A 14,944-nucleotide genomic window follows, 5' to 3' on the forward strand; every position below is an offset into this window, starting at 1 on the left:
TGGGTCTAGTTCGGGTTTCGTGGGTTGTGACGCCGGTGCTTCGCTGGCTGCCAGCAGTTGGAAATGAAGAAAAAATGGCCTCGCTTTTTTGAAGCGAGGCCATTTTGTTTTGCCCCCTACCCAGGGCGCCGCGGATCCGGCTTCGCCGGTCCGCCAGCGCCGCCCCCTTGAGGGGGCGCCCGAAGGGCGTAGGGGGTGGGCTTCCCCTTGGGGGGGCTTTCCTCTCGCAGCCATTCGCGCCAGATGGCGACCAGGAGGGCCATCAGGACGGGGCCGACGAAGAGGCCGACCAGGCCCATGGTCTGTACGCCGCCGACCAGGCCGATGAAGGTGGGCAGGAAGGGGAGCTTGACGGGGCCGCCCACGAGGCGGGGACGCAGGGTCTTGTCGACGATGAAGAGTTCCAGCGTGCCCCAGGCGAACAGGCCGATGCCGGCGATGAGCTTGCCCGAGCCGATCAGGTACAGCGAGACCATGGTGAAGGCCAGCGGGGCGCCGCCGGGCACCAGGGCCATGAAGCCGGTGATCAGGCCCAGCAGCGCCGGCGACGGCACACCGGCGATCCAGTAGGCCGTGCCCAGCACCACGGCTTCGCCGATGGCGATCAGGCCCATGCCCGTCACGGTCGCGCTGATGGTGGCCGGCACCACGCGCGAGAGCCGGGTCCAGCGCACCGGCAGCACACGCTCGCCCACCGTGTCGAGCTGTCCGACCATGCGCTCGCCGTCCTTGTAGACGAAGAACAGGATGATCAGCATGAACACCACCGTCAGCGCCAGGTGGAAGACGTTGCCCGTGGTGGACAACACGACGCGGTAGATGTTGCCCAGGTGCTCGCCGCTGATCAGTTGCACCCAGGCCCCCAGCGCGTGCGGCCGCGACAGGTGTTCCTCCCAATAGCCGGCCAGGCGCTCGCCGACCAGCGGCAGCCCGGTCACCCAGTGCGGGACGACCAGGCCCTCGCGGTTGGCCTCTAGCAGCCAGCGGACGAGGTTGCTGGCCTCCTGGATGGCATAGGACAGGGCGTAGGCGAAAGGCACGATCAGCCCGACCACGATGACCAGCAGCGCGCCGGAGGCCGCCAGCGTCGTGCGGCCGCCGCAGAACCGGACCCAGTGCCGGTACAGGGGCCAGCTGGCCAGGCCGATGATCAGCGCGGCCAGGCCGGGAACGAGAAACCCGCTGAAGAAATAGGCGCCAGCCAGCAGCATCAGGATCAGCAGCCAGCGGGCCACGAGGCGGGCGGAAAAGACAGGAAGCGTCATGAGTGGTCGCGAGCGGTGAACCGGGAAACGTCGCCGACAACTGTACCAGCTAGCGTGGCCATTGCGGGGCGGCTTCGCGCGGGGACTGCCGCCGGGTGGCCGGGAATGGTATGTTCGGGCCCATGCGAACCTTTCTGTTGTCGGCCCTGGCCGTCCTGGTTTTCCTGCCCACCACGCTCTGGGCCGCCTTCGCCCTGCGCTACCAGGTTCCCGGCCCCCTGCCCGTCAAGATCGCCGCGGCCATGGCCGGCGCGGTGTTCGGCCTGGGCATGCTGTGGCTGACGCTGGCGGGACGCCCGGCCTGGGGCGTGGGCCTGTACATCGTGGCGTTCGGCCTGCTCCTGGCCTGGTGGCGCGGCATTGCGCCGTCGAACGACAGGATCTGGGCCGACGACGTCGCGCAGATGACCACGGGCCAGGTCGACGGCCACGTGGTCACGCTGCGCAACGTGCGCAACTTCGATTGGCGCAGCGCCACCGATTACACCCCACGCTGGGAAACGCGCAGCTACGACCTGGCCAGGCTGGCCAGCGTGGACCTGATCCTGTCCTACTGGACCATCGAGGCCATCGCCCACACGCTGGTGTCGTTCGGCTTCGAGGACGGCCGCCATCTGGTGTTCTCGGTCGAGATCCGCAAGGAACGTCACGAGCAATTCTCGTCCATCGGCGGTTTCTTCAAGGAATTCGAGACCAGCGTCGTGGCGGCCGACGAGCGCGACATCGTCCGCGTGCGCACCAACGTCCGCGGCGAGGACGACTACCTGTACCGGGTGTCCATGCCGCGCGAGGCCATGATGTCGCTGTTCCTGGCCTACGTGGACGAGGCCAACAAGCTCGTGTCGACGCCGCGCTTCTACCACACCATCACGGCCAACTGCACGACCATCGTCTACCACATGATGACGCGGATCATCCCCGGCCTGCCCATGGACTACCGGCTGGTCCTGGCCGGCTACCTGCCCGGCTACATCTACGACGTGCGCGGGCTGGACACCTCGCATCCGCTGGCGGAACTCACGCGGCTGGGCCGCATCACGCAGCGGGCGCGGGACGCCGACGCCGATCCGGATTTCCCGGCCGCCATACGGCGCGGCGTGCCGGGCATCCCGCAGCCCTAGCGGACGCCAGGCCCGCCGGCCTCAACCGCCCCGCTTGCGCTGGCCGATGACCACGTCGGCCACCATGCGCGGCACCTCGGCGTAGTGCCTGAACTCCATCGTGTAGGTGGCGCGCCCCTGCGTGAGTGAACGCAGCGTGGTGGAATAGCCGAACATCTCGGCCAGCGGCACCTCGGCGCGCACCAGCTTGCCGCCCCCGCCGGCGATGTCCTCCATGCCCTGCACCATGCCCCGCCGCGACGACAGGTCGCCCATCACGTTCCCCATGAAATCCTCGGGCGTCTCGACCTCGACGCTCATCATGGGCTCCAGCAGCACCGGATCGGCCCGCCGCATGGCTTCCTTGAAAGCCATCGAACCCGCCATGCGGAACGCGTTCTCGTTCGAGTCCACGTCGTGATAGGAGCCGAAGGTCAGCGTGACCTTCACATCCACCACCGGATAGCCCGCCAGCACCCCCGAGCCCAGCGTATCCTGGATGCCCTTGTCGACCGCGGGAATGAACTCGCGCGGCACCACGCCGCCCTTGATGGCATCGACGAACGTGTAGCCCGAGCCCGCTGGCTGGGGCTCCAGCGAGATCACCACGTGGCCGTACTGGCCACGTCCGCCGGACTGCTTGATGAACTTGCCCTCGACGTCGCGCACCGCGGACCGCACCGTTTCCCGGTAGGCGACCTGGGGCTTGCCCACCGTGGCCTCGACACCGAACTCGCGCTTCATCCGATCGACCAGGATCTCCAGGTGCAGTTCGCCCATGCCCGAGATGATGGTCTGTCCCGACTCCTCGTCGGTGCGCACGCGGAACGACGGATCCTCCTGCGCCAGCCGGTTCAGCGCCATGCCCATCTTTTCCTGGTCGACCTGGGTCCTGGGCTCCACCGCCTGCGAGATGACCGGCTCGGGGAACACCATGCGCTCGAGGATGATGGGATGGTCCGGCTCGCACAGCGTATCGCCCGTGGTGGCTTCCTTCAGCCCCACGGCGGCCGCGATGTCGCCCGCGTAGACCTCTTTGATCTCGCGGCGCTCATTGGCGTGCATCTGCACGATCCGGCCCAGCCGCTCGCGCTTGCCCTTGAGCGGATTGAAGACCGTGTCGCCCGAACGCACGATGCCCGAATACACCCGGAAGAAGATCAACTGGCCGACGAACGGATCGGTCATGATCTTGAAGGCCAGCGCCGAGAAAGGCTCGTCGTCCGCCGGATGGCGCTCGATTTCGCCGTCGTGCAGGTCCACGCCCTTGATGGCCGGCACGTCCACCGGCGACGGCAGATAGTCGATGACGGCATCGAGCATGGCCTGCACGCCCTTGTTCTTGAAGGCGCTGCCGCACAGCATGGGCACGATCTCGCCCGCCACGGTGCGCTTGCGCAGCCCGCGCTTGATCTCGTCGTCGGTCAGCGTGCCGCCGTTCAGGTACTTGTCCATGAGCTCGTCGTCGGCCTCGGCCGCCTCGGCCACCATCTTGTCGTGCCACTCCGTGGCCGTCGCCTGCAGCGCGGCGGGGATGTCCCGGTATTCGAAGCGCACACCCTGGCTGGCCTCGTCCCAGATGATGGCCTTCATCTTGACCAGATCGACCACGCCCTCGAAATGGTCTTCGGCGCCCACCGGGATCTGGATGGGGACCGCCCGTCCTTTCAGGCGGTCGACGATCTGCCGCTGCACGCGGAAGAAGTCCGCGCCGACACGGTCCATCTTGTTGACGAAAGCCATGCGCGGCACATGGTATTTGTTGGCCTGGCGCCAGACGGTCTCGGACTGCGGCTGCACGCCGCCGACCGAGTCGTAGACCATGACGGCGCCGTCCAGCACCCGCATGGAGCGCTCGACCTCGATGGTGAAGTCCACGTGCCCCGGGGTGTCGATGATATTGATCCGATGCTCGGGGTAGTTGCCGGCCATCCCCTTCCAGAACGCCGTGGTGGCGGCGGAGGTGATCGTGATGCCGCGCTCCTGCTCCTGTTCCATCCAGTCCATGGTGGCGTTGCCGTCATGGACTTCCCCGATCTTGTGATTGACCCCGGTGTAGAACAGGATGCGCTCGGTCGTCGTGGTCTTGCCGGCGTCGATATGCGCGCTGATGCCGATGTTCCGGTAGCGCTCGATGGGGGTCTTGCGGGTCATGGCTATCTCGTCGAAAGGTTGATGGAACGAAATGCGAGCCGCGCCGGTTCCGGGTAGGAAACGGCGGAGGAGCTAGTTTGCACCGATTCTGGCCAGGCCGGGAGGGGCTGCGCGCCACACCCCTGCTGGCAGCCCGGACATTCCCGCGCGCCTCGTAGTAACCTCGCAGATATGGGCGCGTTTCCTGAAAACAATCCGAAACCGGCAATTCGATCCACCATGACCGCCACCGACAGACAACGTGCCATTCCCGCCCTCTACATGCGCGGCGGCACCAGCAAGGGCGTGTTTTTCCTGCCCACCGACCTCCCCGCCGACTCCGCCGCCCGCGACCGCGTCCTGATGCGCGTGGTCGGCAGCCCCGACCCCTACGAGAAGCAGATCGACGGCATGGGCGGCGCCACCTCCAGCACCAGCAAGGTGGTCATCGTGGGCCCCAGCACCCGCCCCGGCTGCGACGTCGACTACTGGTTCGGCCAGGTCACCATCGGCCAGCCCGTCATCGACTGGAGCGGCAACTGCGGCAACCTCAGCGCCGCGGTCGGCCCCTTCGCCATCCATCGCGGACTGGTGCGGCCGAATGGCGACGGCATCGCCGTGGTCCGCATCTGGCAGGCCAACCTGGGCAAGCGCATCATCGCCCACGTGCCGGTGCGGGGCGGCCAGGTCCAGGAGCTGGGTGACTTCGAACTGGACGGCGTGACCTTTCCGGCCGCCGAAGTGCGGCTGGAATTCCTGGATCCCGGCGGCGGCGACGGCCCTGAAGGCGCGATGTTTCCCACCGGCAGGGCGGCCGACGTGCTGACCATTCCAGAAGTAGGGGAAATCCGGGCGACGCTGGTCAATGCCGGCAACCCCACCGTTTTCGTGGCTGCCTCGTCCCTGGGGCTGGCTGGCACCGAACTGCAACCCGACATCAACAACGACGCCGAACTGCTGGCCAGGGCCGAGGCCATCCGCGCCCATGCCGCCGTGGCCATGGGGCTGGCGCCCGACGCCGCCCATGCCACCGCGCACCGCCAGCACACGCCCAAGCTCGCCTTCGCCGCCCCGGCCGCCGCCTATACGGCCTCCAGCGGCCGCGCCGTCGGCGCCGGCGACATCGACCTGAACGTGCGCATCTTCTCCATGGGCAAGCTGCACCACGCCATGACGGGCACCGGCGCGGTCGCGATCGCCGCCACCGCCGCCGTGCCCGGCACGGTGCTGGCCGACGTGCTGGGCGGCCCCCGCGGCGAACTGCGCTTCGGCCACCCCTCGGGCACGCTGAAAGTCGGCGCCCAGGCACGCGGCCAGGACGGGCGCTGGAACGTCGCGCTGGTGGCCATGAGCCGCACGGCCCGCCGATTGATGGACGGCGCGGTGCTGGTGCCGCCGTGGGAATGACTTCCCCCCCGCGCGGGTTTGGACCGATACTGTATTCGTAGCGGAGCGGCCTCTTGCCGTTCCCGTTTTGATCAGGCGGCCTTTCCGCCGACCACCGCAACAAGGAGACATGCATGAAGTTCGTCAAGAAAGCGGTTGCAGCCCTCGCCATCGCCGCCGTGCCGCTGGCCGGCATCGCGGCCCCCGCCAAGGTCATGGCGCCGGGCGGCCCCGGCGGCGGCTATGACGGCGCCGCGCGCGTGCCGTTGCAGGTCATGCAGCAGGCGGGCATCTTCACCGACGGGTTCCAGGTCACCAACAAGGGCGGCGCGGGCGGCACCATCGGGTTGGCGGAATTCGTGCGCACCGGCAAGGGCGACGACAACGCCATCATGTCCATGGGTGCCATCCTGGTCGGCGCCATCATCACCAACAAGTCCCCCATCACGCTGGACCAGACCGTGCCGCTGGTGCGGCTGACCGACGACGCCGGCGCGATCGTGGTGGCGCCCAACTCGCCCATCAAGACCATCGCCGACGCCGTCCAGGCGATGAAGGCCAACCCGGGCGGCACCGCGGTGGCCGGCGGCTCGGTCGGCGGCACCGACCACGTGACCGCGGCGCTGATCGCCAAGGCGGCCAAGCTGGACCCGACCAAGGTCAACTACCTGCCCTACACCAGCGGCGCGGAAGTCGTCACCTCGCTGGCCAGCGGGCAGGGCAAGATCGGCATCTCGGGCCTGTCCGAACTGAAGACCTTCGTCGACCAGGGCCGCATCCGCATCATCGCGGTGTCCTCCGACAAACGCCTGCCGGGCATCGACGCGCCCACGCTCAAGGAAAGCGGCTATGACGTCGTCATCGGCAACTGGCGCGGCATCATCGGCGCGCCCGGCATGAGCAAGGCCGGCCGCGACATGTGGCTGCAGCGCTATGCCAAGCTGCACGCCTCGCCCGAATGGAAGAAGGCGCTGGCCGACCGCGGCTGGGACGACGCCTACCTGGCCGGCGACGACTTCGCCGCCTTCCTGACCAAGGAAAAGGCGCGCCAGGCCGAAGTGCTGAAGGACGTCGGACTGGTCAAGTAGGGTCCAAGCCAACACGAGGCACCGGGCGCCGCCGCCGGCGCCCACCGGAGACGACACGATGACAACACCCCCAAGGCGCCCCTGGTGGCTGGGCCTGGCCGTCATGGCCATAGGCGCGGTCTGGCTCTATGAAGGCGGCACCCTGCCGCAGATCGGCGGCTATGCCGCGCTGGGCCCGGGCTTCTTCGTCAGCGCCGTGGGCGCGGCCCTGATCGTCCTGGGCGGCCTGCTGCTGGTGCAGATCGCCCGCGGCGAGACCTTCGCTCCCCAGGAAGTGGAAAACGCCGAGGCCGACGCCGGCGCCTCGCGCCCGGCCCTGCTGTGGGCCGCGGCGGGCGCCGCGCTGCCGCTGCTGACCATGCAGCCCCTGGGCTTTCCCCTGACCGCCATGGGCTCGTTCGCCCTGGTCACCCGCGCCTTCGGCTCGCGGCGAGTGGTGTTCGACTGCGCCATCGGCCTCGTGCTGGGCGTGATCTGCTGGCTCGGCTTCTCGCAACTGGGCGTGAGCCTGGGCGCGGCCTTTCCTCCCGCGGGGTGGTAATCGATGGACACCGTCAACGCCCTGCTTTCCGGATTCGGCGTCGCCCTGCAACCGATGAACCTGTTCTGGGCGTTCCTCGGCTCCGTGCTGGGGACCGCCATCGGCGTGCTGCCCGGCATCGGCCCGGCGCTCACGATCGCGCTGCTGCTGCCCGTCACCGTGCAGATCGCCCCCACCGCCGCCTTCATCATGTTCGCCGGCGTCCTGTACGGCGCCATGTACGGCGGCTCGACCACCTCCATCCTGCTCAACGCGCCGGGCGAGAGCGGCTCCATGATGACCGCGCTCGAAGGCAACAAGATGGCCCGGTCGGGCCGCGGCGCCGCCGCCCTCGCCACCGCGGCCATCGGCTCCTTCGTGGCCGGCACCATCGCCACGCTGGCGCTGAGCTTCGTCGCGCCGGCCATCGCCGAACTCGCCTTCGTCTTCGGCCCGGCCGACTACTTCGCGCTGATGGTGCTGTCCTTCACCTCCGTCTCCGTGGTGCTGGGCACCTCGCGCGTGCGGGGCTTCATTTCCCTGTTCCTCGGGCTGGCGATGGGCGTGGTGGGTATCGACAGCCAGACCGGCCAGGCCCGCCTGGCCTTCGGCTCGGCCGACCTGCTCGATGGCATCGAACTGACGGTGGTGCTGGTGTCGCTGTTCGCCGTGGGCGAGATCCTGTATGTCGCCAGCCGCTACAGCAAGGCCCCGCCGCGCATCAACCCGCTCTCGGGCGGCACCTGGATGACCCGCGAGGACTGGAAGCGATCCTGGAAACCCTGGGTGCGCGGCACGGCGCTGGGCTTCCCCATCGGCGCGCTGCCCACCGGCGGCACCGAAATCCCGACCTTCCTCTCATACACGATCGAACGCAAGCTCTGCAAGCACCCGGGTGAATTCGGCAAGGGCGCGATCGAAGGCGTGGCCGGCCCCGAGGCCGCCAACAACGCCGCCGCGGCCGGCGTGCTGGTGCCGCTGCTGACGCTGGGCCTGCCCACTTCCGCCACGGCGGCCGTGCTGCTGGCGGCCTTCCAGAGCTACGGCCTGCAGCCCGGCCCCTTCCTGTTCACCAACAGCGGCGAACTGGTCTGGGGCCTGATCGCCTCGCTGTACATCGGCAACCTGATGCTGCTGGTCCTGAACCTGCCGCTGGTGGGCCTGTGGGTGCGGCTGCTGCTGATCCCCCGGCCCTACCTGTATGCCGGCATCCTGATCTTCGCCATGGTGGGCATCTGGGGCGTGGCGACATCGTGGGCCGACATGGCGATGATGTTCGGCATCGGCCTGCTGGGCTACATCATGCGGGTCTACGACTTCCCCATCGCGCCGGTCCTGATCGGCCTGATCCTCGGCCCCATGGCGGAGACGCAGTTGCGGCGCGCCCTGGCCGTGGGCGAGGGCAATCCCTTGATCCTGGTCTCGACGCCGACCTCGGCCACCTTGCTCGCGCTGGCCGCCGCCGCCCTGGTGCTGCCCCTGCTGCTGCGCAGGCTCAAGCGCAACGCATGAGACCGGCCTCGCCGCGGGCCCCGGCCCGCGGCGCTTGCGCCCCACCGGCCAGGAACGGCTCAAGAACCCGATCCCTGGCATCCAGGGACATACATGGTGACCCAGCCTAGTCTCGCGCCTGCCGCATCATGCGGGCGATTGCTTCGTCGCCGTAGGGGCGCCGGTCCTTGACCCGCAGGCTCTCGGACCATTCCCGCGAAAAATCCCGCTGCAGCCAGCGGTTCACCGCTGCCGTGGCCATCATCGCCACCACTGCGCCGCAGGCAGCCAGGGCCATGTCCTTGTGCGCGTCCCAGACATCGCCCTGGGTGCCCAGATAGGCCACGCCCAGGTCGCCGCCGAAGACCTCGGCCGCGCCCCACTCGAACAACTCGAACATGGCGGAAGTCGCCAGGGTGAACTCCAGGGGCAGGAAGTAGCCCCAGAACCCCCGGGCGTCGGCCACCCGCAGGAATACTTCGCGTATCGGATAGGCCAGCAGCAGTCCGTACGAAAAATGCACCACGCGATCGAAATTGTTGCGCTCCCAGCCCCACAAGCTGTTGAAGCTGCGCCCCGTCAGGGCCTGCCACCACGCGTCGTAGGGCACCTTGGCGTAGGTATAGTGCGCGCCGATCGCATGCAGGCAAAGAAAGACGAAGATCAGCGTGTACGACAGGCGCGAGAAGCGAAAATGCCTCCAGCTCGCGGCCAACCCGACACAGAACCCGACCACCAGCACGTTTTCCAATGCCCAATCCGACCTGTCGAGCGGCCGGATCGCCAGCGCCGCCCAGACCGCCGCGAACGCCAGCGCCAGCCATGCCACGTAGCGCCGGTACCCCGTCCCCATGCCTGGCTCCATCTCGCCTCCTGCGACCATGCTGTGCCGCCAGTCTACGCCATCGGTACACGCTGTCCGGCCCCGCGTTCCAACGCCGTTTCACCCGTGGCATGTTGCGCGCGCCCACCTATCGCTTTCCCTGGAAGATACAAAGCCGGGATCCACGCCGCGAACGGCTGCGGTATAACCTCGCCACACATGCCCGCGCATGTGCCGCCGGCCGGCCCCCCCCGGCTGGGCCACGAGCCCCGTCCCCGCCCGCCGGCCCTTCTCCTTTCTATGCAGATGGTCATCATGATGTTCACCCAACTCCACTCCGGCAGGCGCGCCACCCTCGCGCTGACTGCCGTGCTGGCGGCCGCCGGCGCGCTTTCCACGTCATTGCCCGCGATGGCGGCCGACTATCCGGCCAAGCCCATCACCATCGTCGTCGCCTACGGCGCCGGCGGCGACACCGACGCCATGGCCCGCCTCTTCGGCGAAAAGCTCACGCAGCGCCTGGGCCAGCCCGTGATCGTCGAGAACCGCGCTGGCGCGAGCGGCATCATCGGCAGCAACTACGTCGCGCGCGCCAAGCCCGACGGCTACACCCTGCTGCTGGCCCCCAGCACCTTCTCGATGGCCACCCACGTGGTCAAGACCAACTCGGCCGATACCTACGACCCCGCCCGGGACTTCGCCCCCATCACCCAGACCGCGTCCCAGCCCCTGCTGCTGGTGGCCGGCCAGGCCTCGGGCTATACCTCGGTCGCCCAGGTACTGAAGGACGCCAAGGCGGGCAAGGCGCTGACCTACGCCAGCCCCGGCTCGGGTTCACCCATGCACATCCTGGGGGAGCTCTTCAACCAGGCCGCCGGCGTCAAAATCACCCACGTCCCCTACAAGGGCGTCGCGCCCGCCGTCAACGACCTGCTGGGCGGCCACGTGGCGCTGAGCTGGATGACCTACGGACCGGTGGAGCCCTATCTTCCCTCGGGCAAGATCCACATCCTCGCCAACGGCGCGGCGGAACGCACCCCGCTCGCCCCGGACGCGCCCTCGATGGCCGAACTGGGATACAAGAACATCAACATCGCCGCCTGGCAGGGACTGTACGCGCCCAAGGGCACGCCGGCCGACGTCGTGCGCACGCTGAACGGGCACATGGCCGAAATCCTGAAAATGCCCGACGTGGTCGCCAAGATGCGCGTTTTCGGCGCTTTCGCCAAACCCGGCACGCCCGAGGCCCTGGGCAAGCTGACCGCCGACGAATACGCATTCTTCGGCAAGGTGGTCAAGGAATTCGGCATCCAGGCCGATTGACCGCGTCCGCCTCCCCCGGCGGGAACCTCCGGCGGGTCCGGCGCGCCGAATGAGCATGTGGACCCGCCGCCTCGTCGCCCTCGCCTGCCTGTTCGCGCTTGCCAGCGCGGGCTATGTCGCGCTCGACCGCTGGCAGCGCCGGATGATTTTCTCGGTCGAGCTGGGCGACCGCTCATGGTGGCGCGAGCCGCCGGCCGGCACCGAAGTCTATGACCTGAGCCTGCCCGGCGGCGATACCCTGCGCACCTGGTATTGGCGGCACCCCGATCCCGGCGCCCCGACTGTCCTGTACCTGCACGGCTCGCGCTGGAACCTGAACGGCAGCGCATTCCGCATGGACCATTGGGCGGGGCTCGGGTATTCGATGCTCGCCATCGACTATCGCGGCTTCGGCGACTCGTCGCCCAGGCTTCCCTCCCAGGCCAGCGCCAGACAGGACGCCCAGGCCGCCCTGGCCGAACTCGCCCGGCTCCAGCCCGACCCGGCCCGCCGCTTCGTCTACGGCCATAGCCTGGGCGGCGCGATCGCGATCGACCTGTTGGCCCGCGACGCCCCGTCGATCCCGGTTGCCGGCCTGATCATCGAGTCCACGTTCACCAGCATCCGCGACATGATCGTCACCACGCGCTGGGCCGGTATTCCCGGGTTCGGCCTGCTGGTGACGCAACCGTTCGATTCGCTCGACGCCATCGGCTCGTTGCGCACACCGCTCCTGCTGCTGCACGGCACCGAGGACCAGGTCGTCCCGCCCGCCATGAGCGACGCGCTGCTGGCGGCGGCGCGGCAGGCGCCGCGCAAGCAGCGCATCTGGCTGGAGGGCGCCTCGCACTCGGGCGCCAGCCGCAGCGGCGCCGCCTACGACGACGCGGTCCGCGACTTCATCCGCGCGACCCGGCTCGCCTATCCGGGCTGATTCATTCCAGCTCGACCGGAGCCTGGAACTGGCGTTCGAGAAACGCCACCGCCCCCGCCCGGGCTTCCTCGGCGGACGAAAAAACCTCGCTGTCCCGCATCAGCGGAAAACCCAGCACCCGCACCTGGAACCGGTACCCGCCCTCGTCCGGCGCGGTATCGATCTCGAAATTTCGCTCATTGACCCACCCTCTTGCCTGCAACGTCCAATCTTCCACATCCAGCTCCCCGGGGCGGCATCCGCCGCCCTCATCGTCCATCAACCCAATGCCACCAGAAACACCGCGGCCCCTATTCCCAACATCAGGAAAGGGCTGAGCCGCGTGTACATCAACGTCAGCGTCGAGGCGGCCGCCACGCCCCAGGCCCAGGCGCCGCCCTCGGCGGCGCGCAGCACGGTGCACGAAGCGGCCAGCACCATGCCCGCCGCCACCGGCACGAGGCCCGCCTCGATCGCGCGTATGCACCGTGTGCCCTTGAAACGGGTCCACAGATGAGCCAGGGCATAGACCAGCAGCGAACTCGGGATGAAGATCGCGGCCGACGCCACCAGCGCGCCCGCCAGGCCCGCCGCCTGCCAGCCCACCAGCGTCACCAGCAGCGCCCCCGGTCCGGGGATGATGCGCGACAACGCATACAGGTCCATGAACTGCGGATTCGTGACCCAGCCATAGACATCCACCGACTGGCGGTGGATGTCGGCCACGATGCTCTGCCCGCCGCCCACCGTCAGGAAGGACAGCGGCGCGAAGACCAGGACCACTTCCAACAGCTGCGCGAACCTCATGCCTGCTCGCCGGCGCGCAGGCGCAGATAGGCCAGCCCGATGGACAGGGGCGCCAGCGCGCCGACCACCCATAGCAAAGGCAGCCTCAAGAGGAAGATCGCCACGAAGGTGATGACCATCACGGCCAGGGCGGGCACGCCGCGCGCGGCCCGGCGCGCCGCGCGCAATCCGGTCTGCAGCGACAGCCCCACGGCCGCGGCCGCCACGCCAGCCAGCGCCAGATGCACCGAGTCGGACTTCGCCATGCTCGCGAAGACGGCCACCACGACCAGCGCCAGCGCCATGGCGGGCACCACCAGCCCCAGCGCCCCGGCCAGCGCGCCCGCGCCACCCCGCAGCCGGAAACCGACCCAGATTGCCAGGTTGACCACATTGACGCCCGGAAAGGCCTGGGCCAGCGCGAGGCCGCTCAGGAACTCGGCCTCCGACAGCCAGCTCCGGCGCTGGACGAACTCCCGCAGCATCCAGCCGCTCAGTCCGCCGCCGAAGCTGGTCAGGCCGATCTTGGTGAAAGCCAGGAAGATCTGGAGTACGGAAGGAGGCGGGGAATCGCTGTCGGTAGGAGCGGGCGGGAAGCTCTGGAGCATGGCGGGCCTATTGCGGGAAGTATCGACATCTTACGGATTCAGGATGTCGAATAGCTTAACGCCCCGGGCGGCCACGCCCCGCCACCGACGAGCCTCCGTTCCCTGCCGCGGCCGAGGCCGCCGCCGGCGATCCCGGCAGCGCCCCGCTCGTCCAGGTTTCAGGTCACGGCGAAGTTCGCGTCAATGCGCTGCACGACGCCACATTGACGATAGGACGCGGCTTGGTCTGCCTGACCTGCACGCCCAGGCCGTCCGGCTTGCGCACCACCTCGAATTCGATCTGGACGCCGCCCGGGCGACGGTCGGCCGCACTGAACACCTCGGCGGAAATCGACGGGAACAGATTGATCGTGTCGTCCTGGTCGCCGGCAAGCTGGGCCTGTATGTCGACCACCCCTTTCACCACACGGACACGCGCCTGATGGTCGATCGTGACCGTGCACGAGCCATCGCCATAGACACCCGCCCAGCTCGCGTCGAGATCGCTCGCCGTCGCGCCATTCGTGACATTCACACTCGTCATGGCCGAACCCAGCGCGGAGGGATGCGGGTCGGCCACCACGCATTCGACGCGGTCCAGCGCATCGGAAAACCCGTATCCTCCCTTGCGTGCCACGGCCTCCGTCACGTAGCCGCGCGTGACAGTCACCTGCGCATACTTGTCATTGGCGACGTCGCTGGCCTGCACCTGGAACAGGCCCACCACCTGCATCAGCAAATCGCCGGGATCGCCATTCATCGATGCGCTGTAGCTGCGGCCATTCGCCGCGACGGTCATGTTGCCGTCGGCCGCGACCGTGATGGTGCACGAATCCGTGTTGACGACATCGCTGCCCGGCACGAAACTGCGCCCCTGCTGTCCCCTGTATACGCCGACGAGCGGAGCGATATCCGCGGCAACGGCATTGCTCCCCGTCCTGGCGAACACGATGGGGCCGGTCTGGCCCGCCGTCGTGCCATACGGGATGCTGGCGATGTAGTCCGCACTGCGCTCATAGCCGTCGAACAAATCACGATAACTCCTGCCCGCGCGGGCCAGGGCGTCCCGGACCTGTTCCAGCAAGTCGTCATAGTCATTGCCCGCGGCGGCAGTGAAGGTTCCTCCCACCGGGTCGAATCCAGACGGCACGGTAAAACCATTGGCCGATAGCTTGGCACCCAGTAGCTCTGTCGCCGCACGCATGACGGCGGCCACCCGGCCGATAGCGCTGGTCTCATGCCGCTCGAACAATGCCTCGCCCAGGCCACTCTCGTCCATGCCCGCGAGCACCAGCGAACTCAATGGCGTGACGTTCACCGTCAGTGCCGGGCCGCTGCCCGCCGCCAGGGAGATCAGCGTCTCCGCGTTGGCCGGCCCACCATCGCCGACCGTCCCCCCCGATACGGCGACCAGGCATGGCAAGTTGGCCGTGGGCACCGAGGTGCTCCAGCGACCGCCCGAGCCCGTGGTGGTGGTCGTCGGCGATCCGGCAAAACAGCCAAGCGAAACCGCTCCGCCAACGATGGGAGCACCAATCGCGGCCACGCCG

14 protein-coding genes are annotated in these 14,944 nt (G+C 68.5%); 7 read left to right on the forward strand and 7 right to left on the reverse strand.

All coding sequences use genetic code 11. The features are described 5' to 3' along the window. Positions 1-116 precede the first annotated feature (116 nt). Positions 117-1,265: an AI-2E family transporter gene (locus tag AC1Q6E_RS08085; protein ID WP_492572529.1), complete on the reverse strand. Its 1,149-nt coding sequence runs from the start codon at positions 1,263-1,265 to the stop codon at positions 117-119. A 122-nt stretch (positions 1,266-1,387) separates the two neighbouring features. Here AC1Q6E_RS08085 and AC1Q6E_RS08090 point away from each other — a divergent pair, with 122 nt between their 5' ends. Further along, the gene (locus AC1Q6E_RS08090) at positions 1,388-2,386 is read left to right on the forward strand and encodes an Lnb N-terminal periplasmic domain-containing protein (RefSeq protein ID WP_152798443.1); all 999 of its coding nucleotides are present in this window, start codon (positions 1,388-1,390) and stop codon (positions 2,384-2,386) included. 21 nt (positions 2,387-2,407) lie between these two features. Here AC1Q6E_RS08090 and fusA read toward each other — a convergent pair whose 3' ends face one another. Further along, positions 2,408-4,519 (reverse strand): elongation factor G, encoded by a 2,112-nt coding sequence (gene fusA / locus AC1Q6E_RS08095; protein WP_296554904.1) that lies wholly within the window; start codon positions 4,517-4,519, stop codon positions 2,408-2,410. Positions 4,520-4,738: 219 nt separating this feature from the next. Here fusA and prpF point away from each other — a divergent pair, with 219 nt between their 5' ends. The 4 genes from prpF (at position 4,739) to AC1Q6E_RS08115 (ending at position 9,004) form a co-directional block, all read left to right on the forward strand. Then, positions 4,739-5,905: a 2-methylaconitate cis-trans isomerase PrpF gene (prpF, locus tag AC1Q6E_RS08100; RefSeq protein WP_492572530.1), complete on the forward strand. Its 1,167-nt coding sequence runs from the start codon at positions 4,739-4,741 to the stop codon at positions 5,903-5,905. A 113-nt stretch (positions 5,906-6,018) separates the two neighbouring features. Further along, a complete protein-coding gene (locus tag AC1Q6E_RS08105) occupies positions 6,019-6,972 on the forward strand; it encodes a Bug family tripartite tricarboxylate transporter substrate binding protein (protein WP_152798446.1) in 954 nt (317 codons plus the stop codon). 58 nt (positions 6,973-7,030) lie between these two features. Next, a complete protein-coding gene (locus tag AC1Q6E_RS08110; protein ID WP_296555003.1) occupies positions 7,031-7,513 on the forward strand; it encodes a tripartite tricarboxylate transporter TctB family protein in 483 nt (160 codons plus the stop codon). Positions 7,514-7,516: 3 nt separating this feature from the next. Continuing rightward, the gene (locus AC1Q6E_RS08115) at positions 7,517-9,004 is read left to right on the forward strand and encodes a tripartite tricarboxylate transporter permease (protein WP_152798448.1); all 1,488 of its coding nucleotides are present in this window, start codon (positions 7,517-7,519) and stop codon (positions 9,002-9,004) included. Between the two features lie 106 nt (positions 9,005-9,110). On the opposite strand, the gene AC1Q6E_RS08120 is transcribed toward AC1Q6E_RS08115, so the two are convergent. Then, the gene (locus AC1Q6E_RS08120; protein ID WP_492572531.1) at positions 9,111-9,836 is read right to left on the reverse strand and encodes a DUF2238 domain-containing protein; all 726 of its coding nucleotides are present in this window, start codon (positions 9,834-9,836) and stop codon (positions 9,111-9,113) included. A gap of 285 nt (positions 9,837-10,121) precedes the next feature. Between AC1Q6E_RS08120 and AC1Q6E_RS08125 the strand changes: the two genes are divergently transcribed. Both AC1Q6E_RS08125 and AC1Q6E_RS08130 read left to right on the forward strand, forming a co-directional pair. After that, positions 10,122-11,129, forward strand: coding sequence for a Bug family tripartite tricarboxylate transporter substrate binding protein (locus tag AC1Q6E_RS08125; RefSeq protein WP_296558977.1), 1,008 nt, complete (start codon positions 10,122-10,124; stop codon positions 11,127-11,129). A 49-nt stretch (positions 11,130-11,178) separates the two neighbouring features. Beyond that, a complete protein-coding gene (locus tag AC1Q6E_RS08130) occupies positions 11,179-12,042 on the forward strand; it encodes an alpha/beta hydrolase (RefSeq protein WP_492572532.1) in 864 nt (287 codons plus the stop codon). 1 nt (position 12,043) lies between these two features. Here AC1Q6E_RS08130 and AC1Q6E_RS08135 read toward each other — a convergent pair whose 3' ends face one another. The 4 genes from AC1Q6E_RS08135 to AC1Q6E_RS08150 form a co-directional block, all read right to left on the reverse strand. Beyond that, the gene (locus AC1Q6E_RS08135; protein ID WP_152798451.1) at positions 12,044-12,259 is read right to left on the reverse strand and encodes a hypothetical protein; all 216 of its coding nucleotides are present in this window, start codon (positions 12,257-12,259) and stop codon (positions 12,044-12,046) included. A gap of 41 nt (positions 12,260-12,300) precedes the next feature. Continuing rightward, a complete protein-coding gene (locus AC1Q6E_RS08140; protein ID WP_296558972.1) occupies positions 12,301-12,828 on the reverse strand; it encodes a chromate transporter in 528 nt (175 codons plus the stop codon). Beyond that, positions 12,825-13,415 carry a chromate transporter gene (locus tag AC1Q6E_RS08145; RefSeq protein ID WP_152798453.1) on the reverse strand — a complete coding sequence of 197 codons (591 nt, stop codon included), beginning with the start codon at positions 13,413-13,415 and terminating at the stop codon, positions 12,825-12,827. Before AC1Q6E_RS08145 ends, AC1Q6E_RS08140 begins: the two co-directional genes overlap by 4 nt. A gap of 163 nt (positions 13,416-13,578) precedes the next feature. Then, positions 13,579-14,940 (reverse strand): hypothetical protein, encoded by a 1,362-nt coding sequence (locus AC1Q6E_RS08150; RefSeq protein WP_492572533.1) that lies wholly within the window; start codon positions 14,938-14,940, stop codon positions 13,579-13,581. Positions 14,941-14,944 lie beyond the last annotated feature (4 nt).

The sequence above is a fragment of the Pigmentiphaga sp. MLSB6-MA01 genome (assembly GCF_058793475.1).